The organism is Luteipulveratus halotolerans (assembly GCF_001247745.1).
Classification (GTDB): Bacteria; Actinomycetota; Actinomycetes; order Actinomycetales; family Dermatophilaceae; genus Luteipulveratus; species Luteipulveratus halotolerans.
The window spans coordinates 1,325,886-1,344,016 of the sequence record NZ_LAIR01000002.1 but is presented as its reverse complement, the minus strand read 5'-3'; the positions used below and the strand labels follow the sequence as shown (position 1 = coordinate 1,344,016).

The window sequence follows — 18,131 nt, the reverse complement described above, 5'->3', positions numbered from 1 at the left end:
TCAACCGGCGGATGCCAGACCCGGCCAGGGCTCGCGGCGAGCGGTGGCTCGACCGGCCTCCTGCGGATCCAGCAGGCCGACACCGACCAGTGTGGCCAGCGCGTCGTGCTCAGCCCGGTCGACCGGGAGGTCGTGGGTCGAGATGGTCAGCATCGCGTTGACGACGCAGTCCTCGCAGTGGGTACCTCGTACGGGGCAGGTCTGGCAGTCGACGATCATCGCCGTCCTCCTTCCGTCGTGTCCTGCTCCGCACGCTAGGCGGCACCACTGACAGCGCCGACCCGATAGGTCCTCGTCCGGGCGACCGGCGTCATCCCGAGGGTCGCGTACAGATGACGGGGCACGGGATACCCGTCGTCACCACGGGGGCACACCACGGCCTGGGTCGCGCCGGCCCTCGCAAGCGAGATCAGCAGCGCGGCGCACGCCGCCCTGCCCAGCCCACGGACGGCGTAGGACGGGTCGGTGCCGACGGGTTCGATCAGTCCGCTGCGCGACATCGGGTCGAACCAGCCGAGCGCCGATGCGACGAGCTGACCGTCGGGCGCCTCGACGACGAGGTCGAGGTCGCGCCGGTACAGCGACGTCGCGGTGACCCTCTCGTACGCGTCGCGCCCGAACGGCGACGCGGCGCCGGTGTCGACGACCGGACCGCCGACCATCTCCTGCAGGCGCGTCGGCGCCCACGACCGACGGTGGACCACGACCCGCGCCTCCTCCTCACCCGGATGCACCGCGCGTACGTGGTAGCCGCCCGGCAGGAGAGGCTGCGGGAGGGGCCCGCGCAGCGCCCGCACCTGGTGGACGAACCACGGGGCAGCCGTGTCCTCCTCGGCGCTGACCGTTCGCAGCGCGCTGAGCAGGTGCTGCTCGCGGTCCAGGACAGGGACCTCGACCACGGCCGAGCGTTCGTGGCACCAGGCGACGACGTCCTGCACCAGGCCCGACGGCGCCTCTGGAGACACGTGCAGGTCGACGTGACGGCGCGTCGCGTCTCCGTCGGCGTACGCCCAGGCGACGACCCGGTCCGCGACCGTCCACAGCCGTCGTACGGTCTCCCTCGCCGGATCGGCGGCCGACCACGCCACATCGCCGGCGTGGACCCGCTGCCGCGAGGACCAGGTACGACCGACGCACCGGATGCGCGCTTCGCGCACGTCCGCGCCCTCGCCCCCGATGGGCAGGTCGATCGTCGCCCAGGCCCTCGTCATCGCACGATCGTGACTCCGAGCACGCCCGCACGCCAACGGTTTTCCGGCTCTCGACGGCCAGGACGGGCGTGGCGCCACGACGCTGTCAGACCTCCCGCCTAGCGTCGACGCATGCCCTCCAGCAAGGCCCCGCTCGCGATCCAGGCGACGTTCGACGACCTCGGTACGCCGCTGCGCGACGTCACCTTCGTCGTGGTCGACCTGGAGACCACGGGTGGCAGCGCGACGGCGTCGGAGATCACCGAGGTCGGCGCGGTCAAGGTGCGTGGCGGTGAGGTTCTCGGAGAGTTCCAGACACTGGTCAACCCCGGCCTGCCCATCCCCGCGTTCATCTCGGTGCTCACCGGCATCACCGACCGCATGGTGGCGTCGGCGCCGCGGATCGACACGGTGCTCCCGGCGTTCCTGGAGTTCGCGCACGACACGGTGCTCGTCGCTCACAACGCACCGTTCGACGTCACCTTCCTCAAGGTTAACGCCGAGCGGCTCGGACTCCCCTGGCCCGGGCACCGCGTCGTCGACACCGCCCATCTGGCACGACAGCTGGTGACGCGCGACGAGGCGCCCAACCGCAAGCTGTCCTCTCTCGCTCAGCTGTTCGGGGCCGCCACGACACCGGACCACCGGGCCCTGCACGACGCCCGCGCCACCGTCGACGTGCTGCACGCGTTGCTCGGGCGCGTCGGCAACCTGGGCGTCCACACCCTCGAAGAGCTCGGGTCGTTCACCTCTCGCGTCAGTCCGCAGCAGCGGCGCAAGCGGTTCCTCGCCGACGGCCTGCCGTCCGCTCCGGGCGTCTACGTCTTCAAGGACTCCCAGCAGCGTCCGCTCTACGTCGGCACCTCCGTCGACATCCGCCGCCGTGTCCGCAGCTACTTCACGGCGAGCGAGCAGCGCACCCGCATGGCCGAGATGGTCGGGATCGCCGAGACCGTGACACCGATCGTGTGCGCGACGCCGCTCGAGGCCGAGGTGCGCGAGCTGCGTCTCATCGCCGAGCACAAACCTCGCTACAACAGGCGGTCCCGCTTTCCCGAGAAGTCCGTGTGGGTCAAGCTCACGGTCGAGGCGTTTCCGCGGCTGTCGGTCGTCAAGGACGTGCGCGACGACGGGGCCCAGTACGCCGGTCCGTTCGGCTCCCGGGCACAGGCGACCGAGGCGATCGCGGCGCTGCACGAGGTCGTCCCGCTGCGGCAGTGCACGGCGCGGCTGTCCACGCGCGGTCAAGGCAAGGCGTGCGCGCTCGCGGACATCGGCCGGTGCGGGGCGCCGTGCACCGGCGAGCAGTCCGTCGAGTCCTACGGCGACGTGGTGGCCCGGGCCACGGAGGCTCTTGCGGGTGACGCGCGCGCGGTGGTCGAGGCGCTGGAGCAGCGCATGAGCCGCCTCGCCGACAAGGAGAGGTTCGAGGACGCGGGCCACCTGCGCGACCGTCTGATGGCACTCGTCCGTGCCGCCGCACGCGCCCAACGCATCGCGCCACTCGCGGCGAGCCCCGAGGTGGTCGCGGCCCGCCGTCGTGACGACGGTGGCTGGGAGGTCGTCTGCGTACGCCACGGGCGGCTCGCCGGCACGACGATCACCCCTCGTGGTGCCGACCCCATGCCGGCGATCGAAGCGCTTCGCGCGGGTGCCGAGATCGTCCCGCCTCCGGTCGCGCCGGCACCGGCGGCGCTGCCCGAGGAGACCGAGAAGGTGCTGCGCTGGCTGGAGGCGCCCGGCGTGCGCATCGTCCATCTCGACGGCGAGTGGACCTGTCCGATGCACGGCGCCGGGGCAGCACGCGACCGCCTCGAGCCCCTGCTGCGATCGCGTGGTGAGGTCGCGGGTTTCGGCGAGGTGCCCGGCAGGTTCGAGACCCGACCGGCAGCAGCGGTTCCGTCGGCAGGGTGACGTGTGCCGCCGGGCGTCGGCACTGACTAGGCTGCCCGTGTGATCTCCGCCATCGTGCTCATCAAGGCCGACGTCAGCCGCATCCCCGAGGTCGCGCAGGCCATCGTCCAGATCGACGGGGTGACCGAGGTCTACTCCGTCACAGGCGATGTCGACCTGATCGCCGTGGCCAAGGTCGCGCGCCACGAGGACTTCGCCGACGTCATCGCCGACCGTCTCAACAAGGTCGAAGGGGTGCGCGACACGCAGACCCACATCGCCTTCCGCACCTACTCCGACGAGGACCTCGGCGCGGCGTTCAGCATCGGCGGCGACTGACCCGCTACTCCTCGCCGTACGCCGCCTGGGTCGCGTCGACCCAGGAGTCCAGCACCTGCGCAGCCCTGCCGGAGTCGATCGCCGACGCCGCTGCCTGCACCCCTGCCCCCACGAGACCGCTGAGGTCGTCGTACTCACCGAAGAGCGTGGTGTGCCCGTCCAGGCGGGTGAGGGCGACCGCGATGCCGGCGTTGAGCAGTACCGCGTCGCGGACCGGGCCGCCCTTGCCGCCCACCAGGTCGCGGACGACAGCGGCGTTGTGGGCGGGATCGCCGCCGCGCAGCGCCTCGATCGGAGCAGTCGGCAGGCCGACGTCAGACGGCCCGAGGCGATGCTCGGTGACCACCCCGTCGCGCACCCACCACACCGTGGACGAGGTCGTGAGCGTCAGCTCGTCCAACCCGTCGTCGCCACGGAAGACCGCGGCGTCCTTGCCGCGCCCCGCGAACACTCCCGCCACCTCGGGTGCGAGCCGACGGTCGGCGACCCCGACCGCGGCGAACCGCGGCTGGGCCGGGTTGGTGAGCGGTCCGAGGATGTTGAAGGCCGTCGGTACGCCGAGCGCACGCCTGGTCGAACCCGCGTGCCGGAACGACGGGTGGAAGGTCTGGGCGAAGCAGAACGTGATGCCGGCGCGTTCGCCGACGCGCTGCACCTGCTCGGGCGTGAGGTCGAGACGGACCCCGAGGGCCTCCAGCACGTCCGCCGACCCCGACGACGACGACGACGCGCGGTTGCCGTGCTTGACGACGGTCGCGCCGGCGGCCGCAGCGACGATCGACGACATGGTCGAGATGTTGACCGTGTGGGCCTGGTCGCCGCCGGTACCGACGATGTCGAGGGTCCGCCCGGGCACCTCGATGCGCACGGCGTGCGCGAGCATGCCCTCGGCCAGGCCCAGCATCTCGCCTGCGGTCTCGCCCTTGGCACGCAGCGCGATCAGGAACCCGGCGAGCTGGGCCGGGTCAGCGCGTTCGGTGAGCACCTGGTCCATGACCCACTCCGTCGTGCGGGAGTCGAGGTCGACACCGCCGAGCAGCGACGTCAGCACCTGTGCCCACGTGGGGCCGGCGCCCACGGCTAGGCCCGAGACGTCGTACGAGCCACCGATGCCATCGTCGACCCCAGCGTCAGCGGGTCGATCGGGTGCGGCACCGCGGCGTCGGCGAGAGACCAGGACGCGAGCCAGGCGTCCTGCGGCCGACCGGTCAGCACGATCACGGGCGGGCAGTCGGTGACCTCGTTCTTGAGCTGGCGGCACAGGCCCATACCGCCGACCGGGGCTGCCTCGCCGTCGAGCAGCAGGAGGTCGTATCCACCGGCGTCGACAGCCTCGATGACGGCATCGGCGGTCGCGCACTCACGCCAGCTGCTGACCTCCACGTCACGCGCGGGGCGGCGTCCGACCCCGACGCGCACGGCGTCGCGAGTCGCGATGTCGTCGCTGTAGAGGAGCACGGAGAGGCTGCGCACAGCCGGGCTGGTTGCGACGGAAGCGGTCGAGGCCATGGCCGCGATGCTACTCACCCGGAGCGGGAACTCGCGGACAGGCCGTCACGTTGGCCGACTCGAATGTTCTCGTCGGCGACCGTGTGTCGTACTACGCTTTGTCGTATGTGTTGTCGCACCGATGCCCGTCATGCCGGGCCAGGGGCGATCCCACCGGGGGGTCGCCCGCACGTCGCTGCGCGGATGGGGCCATAATGACCGACGTGGCGACCGCGACTGCTCAGACGAGCCAACCAGCAATCCCCGCCGGACACGGTCCGGTGACCCGCCCGAACATGACCGCCGTCGGCACGATGGTGTGGCTCGCAAGTGAGCTCATGTTCTTCGCCGGGCTCTTCGCGATGTACTTCACCATCCGCTCCGTGGCCCCGGACCTGTGGGACAAGAACACCGAGGTGCTCAACGTCCCGTTCGCCCTGGGCAACACGTTGATCCTGGTGATCTCCTCCATCTGGTGCCAGCTCGGCGTGTTCAAGGCCGAGCAGGGCGTCCCGTTCCGCACGGGCAAGCTGACGCAGGTCGGCCAGTGGGGCATGCGCGAGTGGTACGTCCTGACCTACCTGTTCGGCTCGGTCTTCGTCGCCGGCCAGGTCATGGAGTACTCCGAGCTGGTGCATGAGGGCATCCGCCTGGACTCCGACGCCTACGGCTCGATGTTCTACCTGACCACCGGCTTCCACGGCCTCCACGTCACCGGTGGCCTCCTGGCCTTCCTGCTGATCATCGGCCGCACGTTCACCTCGCGCCGCTACACCCACCACCAGGCCACCGGCGCGATCGTGACCAGCTACTACTGGCACTTCGTCGACGTCGTCTGGATCGCGCTGTTCGCCACGATCTACTTGCTCCAGTGAGCCACGTCATGACTGCGACTCACCTGCAGCATCACCCCTTCGCCCTCCGTACCGACGAAGACAGGACAACCACGTGAGCTCCCTTGCCGCTCGCCGCCGACACCCAGCAGCCATCGTGCTCGTGCTGCTGCTGGGTCTGGTCGTGACCGGCGGCCTGTACGCCGCACTCGCACCGAAGGACGCCAAGGCCGCGACGGCCACGGCGGACGACGTCAAGGCCGGCAAGGACCTGTTCCTCGCCAACTGCGCGAGCTGCCACGGCACCAACGCCAGCGGCACCAACGCCGGGCCGTCACTGGTCGGCGTGGGCGCTGCCGCCGTCGACTTCCAGGTCGGCACCGGTCGTATGCCGCTGACCCAGCCCGGCGTGCAGGCGCAGCGCAACAAGGTCGTCATGAACGACACGCAGACCAAGCAGCTGTCCGCGTACGTCGCCTCCCTCGGCCCCGGCCCGTCGGTGCCGGCCGAGAAGTACACCGAGGGTGGCGGTGACATCGCCAAGGGCGGGGAGCTCTTCCGCGTCAACTGCGCCATGTGCCACAACGCCGTCGGCTCCGGCGGTGCGCTGACCCGCGGCAAGTTCGCCCCGAGCCTGCGCGACGTGGAGGGCAAGCACATCTACGAAGCCATGGTCACCGGCCCGCAGTCGATGCCGGTGTTCAACGACAACAACCTGTCCCCCGAGGACAAGAACGACATCATCAGCTTCCTGCACAACATCGACAACGAGGCCAATGCCGGTGGTCACAACCTCGGCAGCCTGGGCCCGGTCTCCGAAGGCATGTTCGCCTGGACGATCGGGATCGGCCTGCTCATCGGTGCCGCAGTCTGGCTGGGACGGAAGGCTGCCTGAATGAGCGAGCACGACGACAACCTCCCGGAGCAGAGCACCGGGTCCTCCGTTGTCGATCTGACCCAGGGTCACGTCGAGGGCACCGGCCAGCTGCCGGAGCGCTTCGACAACCCCGGACTCCCGCCCCACGTCCACCGCCACGGTGACGACGACGAGGCGGCGGCCAAGCGTTCCGAGCGTCAGGTCGCAGCCCTGTTCATGATGTCGATGCTGGCCACCGTGCTGTTCGCGGTCGCCTACTTCGCGATCGACAAGAACGACGTCATCACGCTGCCGATCATCGGGCGCGCGAACGCCCTGCACGCCGCCCTCGGCGTCACGCTCGGTCTGTCGCTGCTCGGCATCGGCCTCGGTGCGGTGCACTGGGCCAAGACCCTCATGTCCGATGAGGAGATCGCTGAGGAGCGTCACCAGCTGCGCTCCGACGACGAGACGCGCCAGGGTGCTGTCGACGTCGTCATGGAAGGTGGAGAGTCGGCTCAGGTCCGCCGTCGTCCGCTGATCGTCTACACGCTCGGTGGTGCGCTCGGCCTGTTCGCCGTGCCGCTCGGACTGCAGCTGGTCGGTTCCCTCGGACCGCTGCCCAAGAACGACCTGTCCACCTCGCTGTGGAGCACGCGCCTGGGCCAGAAGGACGGCAAGGGCGGCCGAAAGCGTCGTCTGATGCGCGACCCCGAGAACACCGCCATCCGTCTGTCCGACGTGACGATGGGCTCGGTCTTCCACGTCCTGCCCGAGGGCATCAACGACACCGAGCACCCGCTCAACGAGAAGGTCAAGGCATCCGTCCTGCTGGTTCGGCTGGACGAGGCCAAGATCAAGAGCCAGCGTCAGCGTGACTGGGGTGTCGACGGTGTCGTCGCCTACTCCAAGATCTGCACGCACGTGGGCTGTCCCGTCGGTCTGTACGAGCAGCAGACGCACCACCTGCTGTGCCCGTGCCACCAGTCGACCTTCGACATGACCGACGACTGCAAGGTGATCTTCGGACCGGCCAAGCGCCCGCTGCCGCAGCTGAAGATCTCCGTCGACACTGATGGTTACCTCGTTGCTGACCAGGGCTTCGTCGAGCCCGTCGGCCCGAGCTTCTGGGAGCGTGGATGAGCACCGAGAGCCCCACCCGCAGCGCTGACGCGTTGCGCAAGGACGATGACACCGCTCCCCCCGCCAAGGGTGGAGGCGCCGTAGGCGCACTGGCCGGCTGGGTCGACGACCGCACCGGGACCGCCAAGGGTTTCCGGTACTTCATGAAGAAGGTCTTCCCGGACCACTGGTCGTTCATGCTCGGCGAGATCGCCATGTACTCCCTGGTGATCCTGCTGCTGACCGGCACCTTCCTGACGTTCTGGTTCGTGCCGAGCGCGGGCCACACCGTCTACGACGGCAGCTACGAGCCGCTCAAGGGCATCGCGATGTCCGAGGCGTTCGCCTCGACGGTCGACATCTCGTTCGACGTCCGTGGCGGCCTGATCATCCGGCAGATCCACCACTGGTCGGCGCTGCTGTTCATCGTCTCGATCATGCTGCACATGTTCCGTGTGTTCTTCACCGGAGCGTTCCGCAAGCCGCGTGAGATCAACTGGATCATCGGCCTCACGCTGCTGATGCTCGCGCTGGTCGAGGGCTTCGCCGGATACTCCCTCCCGGACGACCTGCTCTCCGGAACGGGTCTGCGTGCGGCGCAGGGCTTCATGCTCTCGATCCCGGTCCTCGGCTCGTACATCTCCTACATGGTGTTCGGTGGAGGGTTCCCGGGCGAGGCGATCATCCCGCGCTTGTTCACGGTGCACGTGCTGCTGCTGCCGGCGATCATCGTCGGCCTGTTCACCGCGCACATCATCCTGGTGATGGTCCACAAGCACACCCAGTACCCCGGCCCGGGCAAGACCGAGAAGAACGTCGTCGGCTTCCCGATGATGCCGGTCTACCTCGCCAAGGCCGGTGGGTTCTTCTTCATCGTCTTCGGCATCACGGCACTCATCGCCGGCCTGGTCACGATCAACCCGATCTGGGCGTACGGACCGTACGAGCCGACGCAGGTCACCGCTGGTGCCCAGCCGGACTGGTACATGGGCTTCGCCGACGGTGCGTTGCGACTCCTACCCGGCTTCCTGGAGTTCGAGCTGTTCGGGACGACGTGGAGCTTCAACATCTTCCTGGGTGCGATCGCGCTGATCCCGGTGCTGTTCACCATCGCGGGCGCGTACCCGTTCGTCGAGGCCTGGATCACGGGCGACAAGCGTGAGCACCACCTGCTCGACCGTCCGCGCAACGCTCCGACGCGGACGGCCCTGGGCATGGCCGCGATCAGCTTCTACGCGATCCTGTTCTTCGCCGCCGGCAACGACATCATGGCGATCAAGCTCCACCTGTCGATCAACGACATCACCAACGCTCTGCGGATCGCGTGCGTCGTGGTGCCGCCGCTGGTGTTCTGGGTGACCAAGCGGATCTGTCTGAGCCTGCAGCGGCGTGACCGTGACCTGGTGCTGCACGGTCGTGAGACCGGCCGCATCGTGCGGACCGCCGACGGCAAGTTCTTCGAGGCACACGAGCCGCTGGACGCGCACACGCGCTGGCCGCTCGTCGCCTTCGAGACCAACCGTCCGCTGGAGCTGTCCGAGGCCGCCGACGGCAACGGCGTGCGCCGGCTCGGTGCTGCCAAGGGCCGCCTGCGCGCGAAGCTCTCGAGCTTCTACTTCAGCGACCGCATCGAGGCAGTCACACCGGCCGAGCTCGCCGCTGCTCACCACCACGGTGAGCACGAGGCGCTCGAGACCGCGGTCGTCGAGGACAGCCACCCGAGCGAGTTCGGCGGCCACCTGCACGGTGGTGCCGAGGAGATCGGTGCTGGCCACGCATACGGCCACGTCGGTGACAAGCACGACGACTGATCAGTCCGTCCTCGTCGGGCGCTGATCGCGAAGGGCGGGCCGCACCTGCGGCCCGCCCTTCGTCGTACCCGCCGACGAGGCCGACCGCGTCACCGGCGACAATGCGAGGGTGGCCGTTGACGTGAGTGACGACGAGTTCGATGTCATCGTGGGTGAGGCCCTCGATGCCGTGCCCCCGGCCTTCCTGGACCGGATGGACAACGTCGCCATCCTCGTCGACGACGAACCCCCCGCTGACGGGCCGGTGCTGCTCGGGCTGTACGAAGGCACTCCCCTCCCCGAACGCGTCGGCGGCTGGGGCTACGGCTCACTCCCCGACCGCATCACGGTCTTCCGAGGCCCGCTACGACGGATGGCGCGCGACGTCGAGGACCTCCGCCACGAGATCACCGTGACCGTCGTGCACGAGCTCGGTCACCACTTCGGGATCGACGACGCGAGGTTGCACGAGCTCGGATGGGGCTGACTGCTCGCAGCGCGGACGCAGCGCGGGACGTCGGCCGGCATCCGCCCCGTCACGATGGGCGGGCGTGCTCCCTCGACGCGATCGACGCAACGGCTCGCGTACAGACGTCGCGCCACGTGTCCGGGTTCGCCGACCAGAAGTCGTGGCCGACGCCCTCAACGACCTCGAGACGCCCTGCTGGCAGCAGCGCCGCCAGCTGCCGAAGGGGCCAGTCCGGTCGGATGTCCTCCCCCGCGGCGACGAACGTCATGGGCACGCTGCTGTCAGCCAGGCGCCGCCACAGCGGCGGTTCGTGGATCCAGTCCTTGAACGAGCCCCACAGCGCAGCGTGGACCTGCGGCACGAAGTCGATCTCAACCGGGGTCTCCACCGCTTTGCCAGCCTCGTAGGCGGCCGACCACTCACAGTCGCGATGAAGCCCGTGCCCGGCAACTCCCACGACCCCTCTCACACTGCTCGGATGATCCAGGGCGTATCGGACCGCCAGATCCGAGCCCCACGAGTGCCCGAGAACGATCCAGCAGCCGAGCCCGATGGCACTCCGGACCGCTTCGAGGTCGGCGATCGCACGGGCCATGTCGTGAGGGCCGCCGTCCGAGGCGCCGACTCCGCGAGGATCGGGGAACCAGCACCTGACGCCGGACGGTGCCAGATCCTGGTCTGCCAGGTAGTGGACACAACCTGGTCCGCCGGACAGCACCAGCACGTCCGCGCCCCCACCGCACGTGCGTACGTGCAAGGCTGCTCCGTCGTCGGCAATGACTCTGGTCGACTCCACGTGCGGCATTCTCACAGCCCGCGGCCAGTCCATCTAAGCAAGAGGGCCTCACCCGTCACGGGTGAGGCCCTCTTGCTGCTAGATGGAAGAAGCTGATCAGATGGCGTTCTCGCCGCGGAAGTACTCGAACACCCAGCCGACCGTCGAGATGGCGAGCAGCGGCATGCCGAGGATGACCAGCCACCAGCCGACCGCCAGGCCGAGGAAGACCAGCGCACCCGACGCGGCCAGGAACAGCGGCCACCAGCTGTGCGGGCTGAAGAAGCCGTAGTCGCCCTCGACGTCAGAGATCTCGCCGTCGAGGTCGTCGTCCGGACGCGCACCGAGCTTGCGGGAGGTCCACCAGATGAAGCCGCCGATCATGGCGCACAGACCGAACGTCAGAAAGAGTCCGACCGCGCCCACCGGCTCCTTCCACTCGGTCCAGATGCCGTACCAGATGCCGACTCCGAGGCAGAAGACCGCCAGGACGGTGAAGAGCTTGTACTCGACCTTCATCGGTCACTGTCCTCCGTGTACGTGCCGTCGGCCGAACCGTGGTCGGCCGGACCCATGACCTTGGCCAGGGTGTCGGGCGCGGGGACGACCGAGGTGGCCGCGGCCTCCGGGTGGTTGATGTCGAACGCGGGCCGCTCGGAGCGGATGCGCGGGATGGAGTCGAAGTTGTGCCGCGGCGGCGGGCACGACGTCGCCCACTCCAGCGAACCGCCGTAGCCCCACGGGTCGTCGGTCTCGACCAGCGGCGCCGTGCGCCACGTCTTCCAGACGTTGTAGGCGAACGGGATCATCGAGGCGCCCAGCAGGAACGCACCGACCGTGGAGACCTGGTTCATCCAGGTGAACCCGTCCTCAGGCATGTAGTCGGCGTAACGACGCGGCATACCCGCGACACCCAGCCAGTGCTGGATGAGGAACGTCATGTGGAAGCCGATGAACAGCATCCAGAAGTGGATCTTGCCCAGGCGCTCGTCGAGCATCCGACCGGTGAGCTTGGGCCACCAGAAGTACCAGCCCGAGAACATCGCGAACACGACGGTGCCGAACACCACGTAGTGGAAGTGAGCGACCACGAAGTAGGAGTCGGTGAGGTGGAAGTCCAGGGCCGGGCTGGCCAGGATGACGCCGGTCAGACCGCCGAACAGGAAGGTGACGAGGAATCCGAGCGCCCACAGCATCGGCGTCTCGAACGTGATCGAGCCTCGCCACATCGTGCCGATCCAGTTGAAGAACTTCAGACCGGTGGGCACGGCGATGAGCATCGTCATGACGGCGAAGAACGGCAGCAGGACCTGGCCGGTGGCGTACATGTGGTGAGCCCACACGCTGACCGACAGGGCGGCGATGCCGATGACGGCGAACACCATCGTGCGGTAGCCGAACAGCGGCTTACGGCTGAAGACCGGGATGACCTCGGAGATGATGCCGAAGAACGGCAGCGCAATGATGTAGACCTCGGGGTGACCGAAGAACCAGAACATGTGCTGCCACAGCATCGCTCCGCCGGTCGCGGCGTCGAAGACGTGGGCATTCATCACACGGTCAGCACCCAGGCCGAACAGTGCGGCGGCCAGCACCGGGAAGACGATCAGCGCGAGCAGCGACGTGATCAGCACGGTCCAGGTGAACAGCGGCATCCGGAACATGGTCATGCCCGGAGCGCGCATGCAGATGATCGTGGTGATGAAGTTGACCGAGCCGAGGATCGTGCCGAAACCACCGAGGGCGAGTCCGAAGACCCACAGGTTGCCACCGAGACCGGGGCTGTAGGTCGTGTCCGACAACGGCGAGTAGGCGAACCAGCCGAACGCAGCCGCGCCCTGGGGCGTGAGGAAGCCGGCCGACGCGATGAGGCCACCGAACAGGTAGAGCCAGTACGCGAACATGTTCAGCCGCGGGAACGCGACGTCAGGAGCACCGATCTGCAGCGGCATGAGCGCGTTGGCGAACCCCGCGAACAGCGGTGTCGCGAACAGCAGCAGCATGATCGTGCCGTGCATGGTGAACAGCTGGTTGAACTGCTCCTTGTTGTCCACGACCTGCAGGCCGGGGTCGAACAGCTCGGCGCGGATCACCAGGGCCAGGATGCCGCCCAGCAGGAAGAACGCGAACGAGGTGATGAAGTAGAGGTTGCCGATGACCTTGTGGTCGGTGGTGGTGATCCACTTGACCACGGTCTGACCGGGTCGGCGGACCCGCTGCGGCTGTGCCGGCAGGTCGCCGGTGCCCGTCTGGGGCGTCACGATGCTCGCCATTACTTCTTGCCCTCCTCGACGATGCTGGACGAGTCGACGCCCGGCGGCAGGAACTGCTGCTCACCGGGGACCAGCTCGGACCGGTTGAGGCTGTTGCTGAGGAAGCCGGTCTGGCCACGCTGCTTCAGCGACGCGACGTGCTTGTCGTACTCGGCCTGCGGGACGACCTTCACCTGGAAGAGCATCTCGCTGTGGTAGGCGCCGCAGAGCTCGGCGCACTTGCCGGTGAAGGTGCCGACCTCGGTCGGCACGACCTGGAACTTGTTGACACGGCCCGGCATCATGTCGAGCTTCTGCAGGAACTGGGGCACCCAGAACGAGTGGATGACGTCGCGGGCCGTGAGCACGAACTCGGTGCGCTTGTTGACCGGGAGGTACAGGGTCGGGAGGGTCTCCTCGACGCCCTTCTTGCCGGTCAGGTGAGCCTGAACACCGGAGTCGTAGACGCCCGCCTCGACGTAGTTGAAGTCCCAGCTCCACTGCTTGCCGACGACGTTGATGGTCACGTCGGGCTTCTTGGAGGTGTCGGTGAGGGTGTTGTCCATCTCGACGGTCTTGCCGAAGAGGACGGCGACCATGAGCACCGGGACGACCGTGTAGAGGATCTCGATCGGCACGTTGTACTGCATCTGCGGCGGCAGACCGGTGTCGGTCTTGCGGCGGCGATAGCGCACCACGCACCAGAACGTCAGAGCCCAGACGAGGACGCCGACGCCGAGCGCCCACAACCAGGTCTGGTTCCAGAAGGAGGTGAACTCCTCGGACGTGGATGTCACGCCCTTCGGGAGAAAACCTCTCTCGACCAGGTCACTGCACCCGGTCAGTGACGTCATCAGAAGACCTGCAAGACCAGCCGCAGCCAACCGGCGCATACGCGTCGGGGCGGATGGATCGATGGGCCGGCGCACGAGGCCTACCTTCCGCAATTCCGTAGAGGGCACAGGGGAACCCTACCGGAGGTAGTAGACGTTCTGCGTCCGGCCCCACGCTATGTCGCGAACGCCTCCGGGAGCCCCAGCCCGAGGGCCGTGGGGAGGGCCGAGAGGTAGGCCGGACGAGGCATCTCGCGCACCCCCAGTGTCGCCAGATGTGGTGTCTTCCACTGCACGTCGATGATCCGGCCGGCGTCGCCGTCGGCGTAGACCAGCTCGTGCAGGGCGTGCACGGCCGCCTTGGACGCGTCGGTCGCCCGGTGATACATCGACTCGCCGGCGAAGAGGCCGCCGACGGCGATGCCGTAGAGACCTCCGACCAGGTGCCCGCTCTCCCACACCTCGATCGAGTGGGCCCAGCCGAGGTCGTGCAGCCGACGGTACGCACGGTGCACGTCACCCGTGATCCAGCGGCCCGTACGCGCGGGGTCGGCGCACCCGTCGACGACGTCGTCGAAGCAGGTGTCGACCGTCACGTGAAAACGACGCAACGACCGCCGCAACGACCTGCTGACGTGCAGGTCGTCGCGCAGCAGCACTCCCCGGCGTACCGGGCCCCACCACCCGATGGGTGCCCGGCCGTGGGCGCCGAGCCCCATCGGGAAGAGCCCCAGGCGGTACGCCGACAGGATCGTCCCCGGCTCGAGGTCGGCCCCGACGGCGACGAGGTCGTCAGCGACGTCCATCCGAGCCGAGGCGAGGTCCCACGGTGTGGGCGGCGGCTCGACCGGCATCGTGTGGACGGTGGCTCAGCGGCGGTGGCAAGACAGGTGCGGTGCGATGGCGTCGGCCGTGCCGGTGCCGTAGGCCGCGCAGATGCGCTGGAGGAACTCCGCCTGCCCCAGGACGTACTCCTGGGTGCCGACGGTCTCGATGACGTAGGTCGCGAGCATCGAGCCGACCTGGGCGCACTGCTCGAGGTCCAGCTCCCAGGACAGGCCGGCGAGGAACCCGGCACGGAAGGCGTCACCGACACCGGTCGGGTCGGCGCGCTTGACCTCGGCCGCGACCGGGACGTGGATGTCGGGCTGACCCTTGCGCAGGATCACCGCACCGTCCTTGCCCTGGGTGATGACGCGTACGCCGACCCGGTCGAGGATCTCCTCGCCCGACCAGCCGGTCTTCTGCTCGGTCAGGTGGGCTTCGTACTCGTTGGTGAACAGGTAGTCGGCACCGTCGATCAGGCCCTGGATGAACGGGCCGTCGGAGAAGGCCAGCTGCTGGGACGGGTCGGCGATGAAGGGGATCTTGCGGGTGCGGCACTCCTGGGTGTGCCGGCGCATGCCCTCGGGGTCGTTGGCACCGATCAGCACGAGGTCGAGCGCGCCGACACGAGCCGCGACCGGCGCGAGCTCGATCTCGCGCGCCTCGCTCATAGCGCCGGCGTAGAACGTCGCGATCTGCGCCATGTCGTCGTCGGTGGTGCACACGAACCGGGCGGTGTGGCGGGTGTCGGACACGTGAACCGACTCGCAGTCGACTCCGTGACGCTCCAGCCAGGAGCGGTAGTCGACGAAGTCCTGGCCGACGGCACCCACGAGCACCGGCGAGAGCCCGAGGTTGGCCATGCCGAACGCGATGTTGGCGGCCACTCCCCCACGCCGGATCTGCAGCTCCTCGGCGAGGAAGGACAGCGAGATCTTGTCGAGCTGCTCGACGACCAGGGAGTCGGAGAACCGCCCCTTGAAGGTCATCAGGTGGTCAGTCGCGATGGAACCGGTGATGGCGATGTTCACGCGGGCGACCCTACCTGCGTACGACGTGGGACATGAGAAGCCGCCGGCTCCCGAGTCGGGAACCGGCGGCCGTCAGGTCCTGCCGTCGATCAGCTGCTGTGCTGTTGCACCTGATCAGCTGAAGGAGTCACCGCACGCGCAGCTGCTGCCGGCGTTGGGGTTATCGATCGTGAAGCCCTGCTTCTCGATGGTATCGGCGAAGTCGATCGTGGCGCCCTCGAGGTAGGGGGAGCTCATACGGTCGACGACGACCTCGACACCACCGAAGTCGCGGACGAGGTCACCGTCGAGGGTGCGCTCGTCGAAGTACAGCTGGTAGATCAGGCCGGAGCAGCCGCCCGGCTGCACGCCGACGCGCAGCCGCAGGTCATCACGGCCTTCCTGCTCAAGGAGGCTCTTGACCTTGCCGGCGGCGACCTCGGTCAGCTCGACGCCGTGGGTCTTCTCCGCCGTCTCGGCGGTCGTGGTCTCGACGCTCATCGTGTCAGTCCTTCGCTTGTGCATCGTGGCCCGGAGGCTCCCGTCAGGGAGTGCAACCAGGCAGGCCCGGGCAATGTTCCCGAGTCATCAATGTACGTCGTCGGCCCCCGGTGGTGTCCACGTGCCCGCGACACGCCCGACCAGTGCGGCCAGCCTGTCCTCGAGGTCTGTCGCCGTCGGCGTCGCCGGTGCCAGACGTCCCGAGGGGATCACGCTGTAGGACCCGGCGATGCCCAATGCCATGGACTCGCGCCGTCCGACGTGCTGGTCACGGGCGATCATCACCACCGGACGCGCGGCGGCCGCGGCCGCACCGCTCACCGTGGCGACGACGCTGTGCTCCAGGCTGCGCCAGTCGTACGTCGTCTCGCCGGTCACCACGACGTCGGCGGCACGCACCCGGTCCGCGAGCCCGACGGCGTGGGCGAGCACCTCCGCGCCGTTGCGGATCTGCGCGCCGAGGACGGACAGGCCGTACGCGAGACCGCCGCCTGCGCCTGCCCCCGGGACGCGGTGGAGGCGCACGGGCAGACCGGAGAGCAGGTCACGCCGTGGGGGCAGGACCCGCTCGACCGCGTCGATGAGGTCACCCATCGCGCGCTCCCGTGACTGCGCCTCTGCGGAGTCGACGCCGAGGAGTCCATAGGTGGCGCCCTGAGCGCCGACGAGCGGGGTGTCGTGGTCGACCGCTGCCACGAGCTCGATCTCGGACCAGTCGCCGATCACCGCGTCGAGGTGAGCCGGGAGCTCGTACTCCGTTGTCGCCGCAGAGTCAGCGACGCCCCGCAGCATGCCCGCACCTCCGTCGAGAGCTGCCAGGTCACCGACCCCGACGACGATGCGTCGTGCACCCGCGTCGCGCGCGGCCCGCAGGAGCCGACCGACGCCGTACGACTGCAGGGTGCCGTCGTACGGCCCGGGTGCGGCCTCAGCAGCCTCGACGTACGCGACCGGGCCGGACCTGGTCGACACCACCAGGACGGTCGCCGGTCGCTCCTCGCCGTCGGGACCCGGCACCGGTACGACGAGACGACGCCCGCCGAGCGACGCCTCGACGGCGTCGACGAACCCGACCCCGCCGGCCGACATCGGCAGCCGCTCGACCGTCGTACCGGGTGCGCGCTGTGCCCACGCGTCGGCCACGAGCCGCGCCGACTCGACCGGCGACAGGTGACCGATCGTCGTGGTCGCGACGAGGACGGACATCAGCTGATCCGACCGAGCATGAGCAGCGCGCCGAGGACAAGACAGCCGACGGTGACGACGAAGAACACCGTGACCCAGCCGCCTCCGGGCAGGAACGTCAGGCGTCCGAGCTGGTCGGCGTCGGACTCGTAGCCGCGACCGCGCCGCCGTGAGCGCTGCAGGTCGACCACGGCCCACGGTGAGGCGAGCAGCAGGAACCACATGAGCAGGTACGCGAACGCCGTCTGCGCCTCACCCGGCAGCCACCACGTGACACCGAACAGCACCGCGCCCGCGATGAGCATGACTCCGAGGCCCCACCAGTTGCGGATCTGCAGGAGCAGCAGCGCGAGCACCAGCAGGAGCAGCCACAGGAGCGCGACGGAGTAGCCGCGACCCAGGACGAACGCACCGAGCAGACCGAGCAGCGCCGGTCCGACGTAACCCGCGGCCAGCGTGGCGACCAGCCCTCGACCCCTGGCCAGACCGCGCGTGACGGTGAGGCCTGAGGTGTCCCGATGCAGCCGTACGCCGTGCAGCGACCGTCCGCACAGCAGCGCGACGAAGGCGTGGGCGCCCTCGTGGGCGATCGTGATGACCTGCCGCGTGATGCGCCAGGCAGGCGGCCAGGCGACCAGGCCGATCGCGAGCACACCCATCAGCTCGACCACACCGCGTGCCGGCACGGGTTGCACCGTGGTGATGCGGTCCCAGATCTCGCCCATGGCGCCGGATCGTCGCATGCCCGCTTGGGTGCGGTGTGGGCGGTA

The 18,131-nt window shown here is 68.9% G+C and carries 20 protein-coding genes; 7 read left to right on the top strand and 13 right to left on the bottom strand.

What is annotated here, in order from left to right:
- Positions 1-219 (bottom strand): hypothetical protein, encoded by a 219-nt coding sequence (locus tag VV01_RS06960; RefSeq protein ID WP_050669258.1) that lies wholly within the window; start codon positions 217-219, stop codon positions 1-3.
- A 35-nt stretch (positions 220-254) separates the two neighbouring features.
- A complete protein-coding gene (locus VV01_RS06955; protein WP_050669257.1) occupies positions 255-1,211 on the bottom strand; it encodes a GNAT family N-acetyltransferase in 957 nt (318 codons plus the stop codon).
- A gap of 111 nt (positions 1,212-1,322) precedes the next feature.
- Between VV01_RS06955 and VV01_RS06950 the strand changes: the two genes are divergently transcribed.
- Together VV01_RS06950 and VV01_RS06945 are read left to right on the top strand one after the other, a co-directional pair.
- Entirely contained in the window at positions 1,323-3,104 is a 1,782-nt protein-coding gene (locus tag VV01_RS06950) for a DEDD exonuclease domain-containing protein (RefSeq protein WP_050669256.1), read from the top strand.
- A 39-nt stretch (positions 3,105-3,143) separates the two neighbouring features.
- Positions 3,144-3,422, top strand: coding sequence for an Lrp/AsnC family transcriptional regulator (locus tag VV01_RS06945; protein WP_050669255.1), 279 nt, complete (start codon positions 3,144-3,146; stop codon positions 3,420-3,422).
- Positions 3,423-3,426: 4 nt separating this feature from the next.
- Here VV01_RS06945 and trpD read toward each other — a convergent pair whose 3' ends face one another.
- Both trpD and VV01_RS06935 read right to left on the bottom strand, forming a co-directional pair.
- The gene (gene trpD / locus VV01_RS06940) at positions 3,427-4,473 is read right to left on the bottom strand and encodes an anthranilate phosphoribosyltransferase (RefSeq protein ID WP_231635177.1); all 1,047 of its coding nucleotides are present in this window, start codon (positions 4,471-4,473) and stop codon (positions 3,427-3,429) included.
- 29 nt (positions 4,474-4,502) lie between these two features.
- Positions 4,503-4,931 carry a response regulator transcription factor gene (locus VV01_RS06935; RefSeq protein WP_050669253.1) on the bottom strand — a complete coding sequence of 143 codons (429 nt, stop codon included), beginning with the start codon at positions 4,929-4,931 and terminating at the stop codon, positions 4,503-4,505.
- Between the two features lie 194 nt (positions 4,932-5,125).
- Here VV01_RS06935 and ctaE point away from each other — a divergent pair, with 194 nt between their 5' ends.
- The 5 genes from ctaE to VV01_RS06910 all read left to right on the top strand — a co-directional run bounded on the left by ctaE (position 5,126) and on the right by VV01_RS06910 (position 9,998).
- A complete protein-coding gene (ctaE, locus tag VV01_RS06930; RefSeq protein ID WP_082220860.1) occupies positions 5,126-5,785 on the top strand; it encodes an aa3-type cytochrome oxidase subunit III in 660 nt (219 codons plus the stop codon).
- 73 nt (positions 5,786-5,858) lie between these two features.
- Positions 5,859-6,638, top strand: a complete 780-nt coding sequence (gene qcrC, locus VV01_RS06925; RefSeq protein WP_050669252.1) for a cytochrome bc1 complex diheme cytochrome c subunit — start codon at positions 5,859-5,861, stop codon at positions 6,636-6,638.
- Positions 6,639-7,742, top strand: coding sequence for a cytochrome bc1 complex Rieske iron-sulfur subunit (gene qcrA, locus VV01_RS06920; protein ID WP_050669251.1), 1,104 nt, complete (start codon positions 6,639-6,641; stop codon positions 7,740-7,742).
- Complete coding sequence (gene qcrB, locus VV01_RS06915) at positions 7,739-9,532, top strand: cytochrome bc1 complex cytochrome b subunit (protein ID WP_050669250.1); 1,794 nt, start codon at positions 7,739-7,741, stop codon at positions 9,530-9,532. The genes qcrA and qcrB overlap by 4 nt, the downstream gene beginning before the upstream one ends.
- Before the next feature lie 121 nt (positions 9,533-9,653).
- Complete coding sequence (locus tag VV01_RS06910) at positions 9,654-9,998, top strand: metallopeptidase family protein (RefSeq protein WP_050671775.1); 345 nt, start codon at positions 9,654-9,656, stop codon at positions 9,996-9,998.
- 49 nt (positions 9,999-10,047) lie between these two features.
- Here the strand turns inward: VV01_RS06910 and VV01_RS06905 are convergent, their stop codons facing one another.
- The 9 genes from VV01_RS06905 to VV01_RS06865 all read right to left on the bottom strand — a co-directional run bounded on the left by VV01_RS06905 (position 10,048) and on the right by VV01_RS06865 (position 18,104).
- Positions 10,048-10,785, bottom strand: a complete 738-nt coding sequence (locus VV01_RS06905; RefSeq protein ID WP_082220859.1) for an alpha/beta fold hydrolase — start codon at positions 10,783-10,785, stop codon at positions 10,048-10,050.
- 87 nt (positions 10,786-10,872) lie between these two features.
- The gene (locus VV01_RS06900; RefSeq protein ID WP_050669249.1) at positions 10,873-11,274 is read right to left on the bottom strand and encodes a cytochrome c oxidase subunit 4; all 402 of its coding nucleotides are present in this window, start codon (positions 11,272-11,274) and stop codon (positions 10,873-10,875) included.
- A complete protein-coding gene (gene ctaD, locus VV01_RS06895; RefSeq protein ID WP_050669248.1) occupies positions 11,271-13,028 on the bottom strand; it encodes an aa3-type cytochrome oxidase subunit I in 1,758 nt (585 codons plus the stop codon). Before ctaD ends, VV01_RS06900 begins: the two co-directional genes overlap by 4 nt.
- Positions 13,028-13,900, bottom strand: coding sequence for an aa3-type cytochrome oxidase subunit II (ctaC, locus tag VV01_RS06890; protein ID WP_050669247.1), 873 nt, complete (start codon positions 13,898-13,900; stop codon positions 13,028-13,030). The genes ctaD and ctaC overlap by 1 nt, the downstream gene beginning before the upstream one ends.
- Positions 13,901-14,016: 116 nt before the next feature.
- Positions 14,017-14,694: a leucyl/phenylalanyl-tRNA--protein transferase gene (gene aat, locus VV01_RS06885; RefSeq protein ID WP_050669246.1), complete on the bottom strand. Its 678-nt coding sequence runs from the start codon at positions 14,692-14,694 to the stop codon at positions 14,017-14,019.
- A gap of 15 nt (positions 14,695-14,709) precedes the next feature.
- The gene (locus VV01_RS06880; RefSeq protein WP_050669245.1) at positions 14,710-15,696 is read right to left on the bottom strand and encodes a carbohydrate kinase family protein; all 987 of its coding nucleotides are present in this window, start codon (positions 15,694-15,696) and stop codon (positions 14,710-14,712) included.
- Positions 15,697-15,810: 114 nt separating this feature from the next.
- On the bottom strand, positions 15,811-16,176 hold the full coding sequence (locus tag VV01_RS06875) for a HesB/IscA family protein (RefSeq protein ID WP_050669244.1): 366 nt from the start codon (positions 16,174-16,176) through the stop codon (positions 15,811-15,813).
- Positions 16,177-16,263: 87 nt separating this feature from the next.
- Positions 16,264-17,382 carry a glycerate kinase gene (locus VV01_RS06870; protein WP_050669243.1) on the bottom strand — a complete coding sequence of 373 codons (1,119 nt, stop codon included), beginning with the start codon at positions 17,380-17,382 and terminating at the stop codon, positions 16,264-16,266.
- Positions 17,382-18,104, bottom strand: a complete 723-nt coding sequence (locus VV01_RS06865; RefSeq protein ID WP_231635176.1) for a M50 family metallopeptidase — start codon at positions 18,102-18,104, stop codon at positions 17,382-17,384. Before VV01_RS06865 ends, VV01_RS06870 begins: the two co-directional genes overlap by 1 nt.
- Positions 18,105-18,131: the final 27 nt, after the last annotated feature.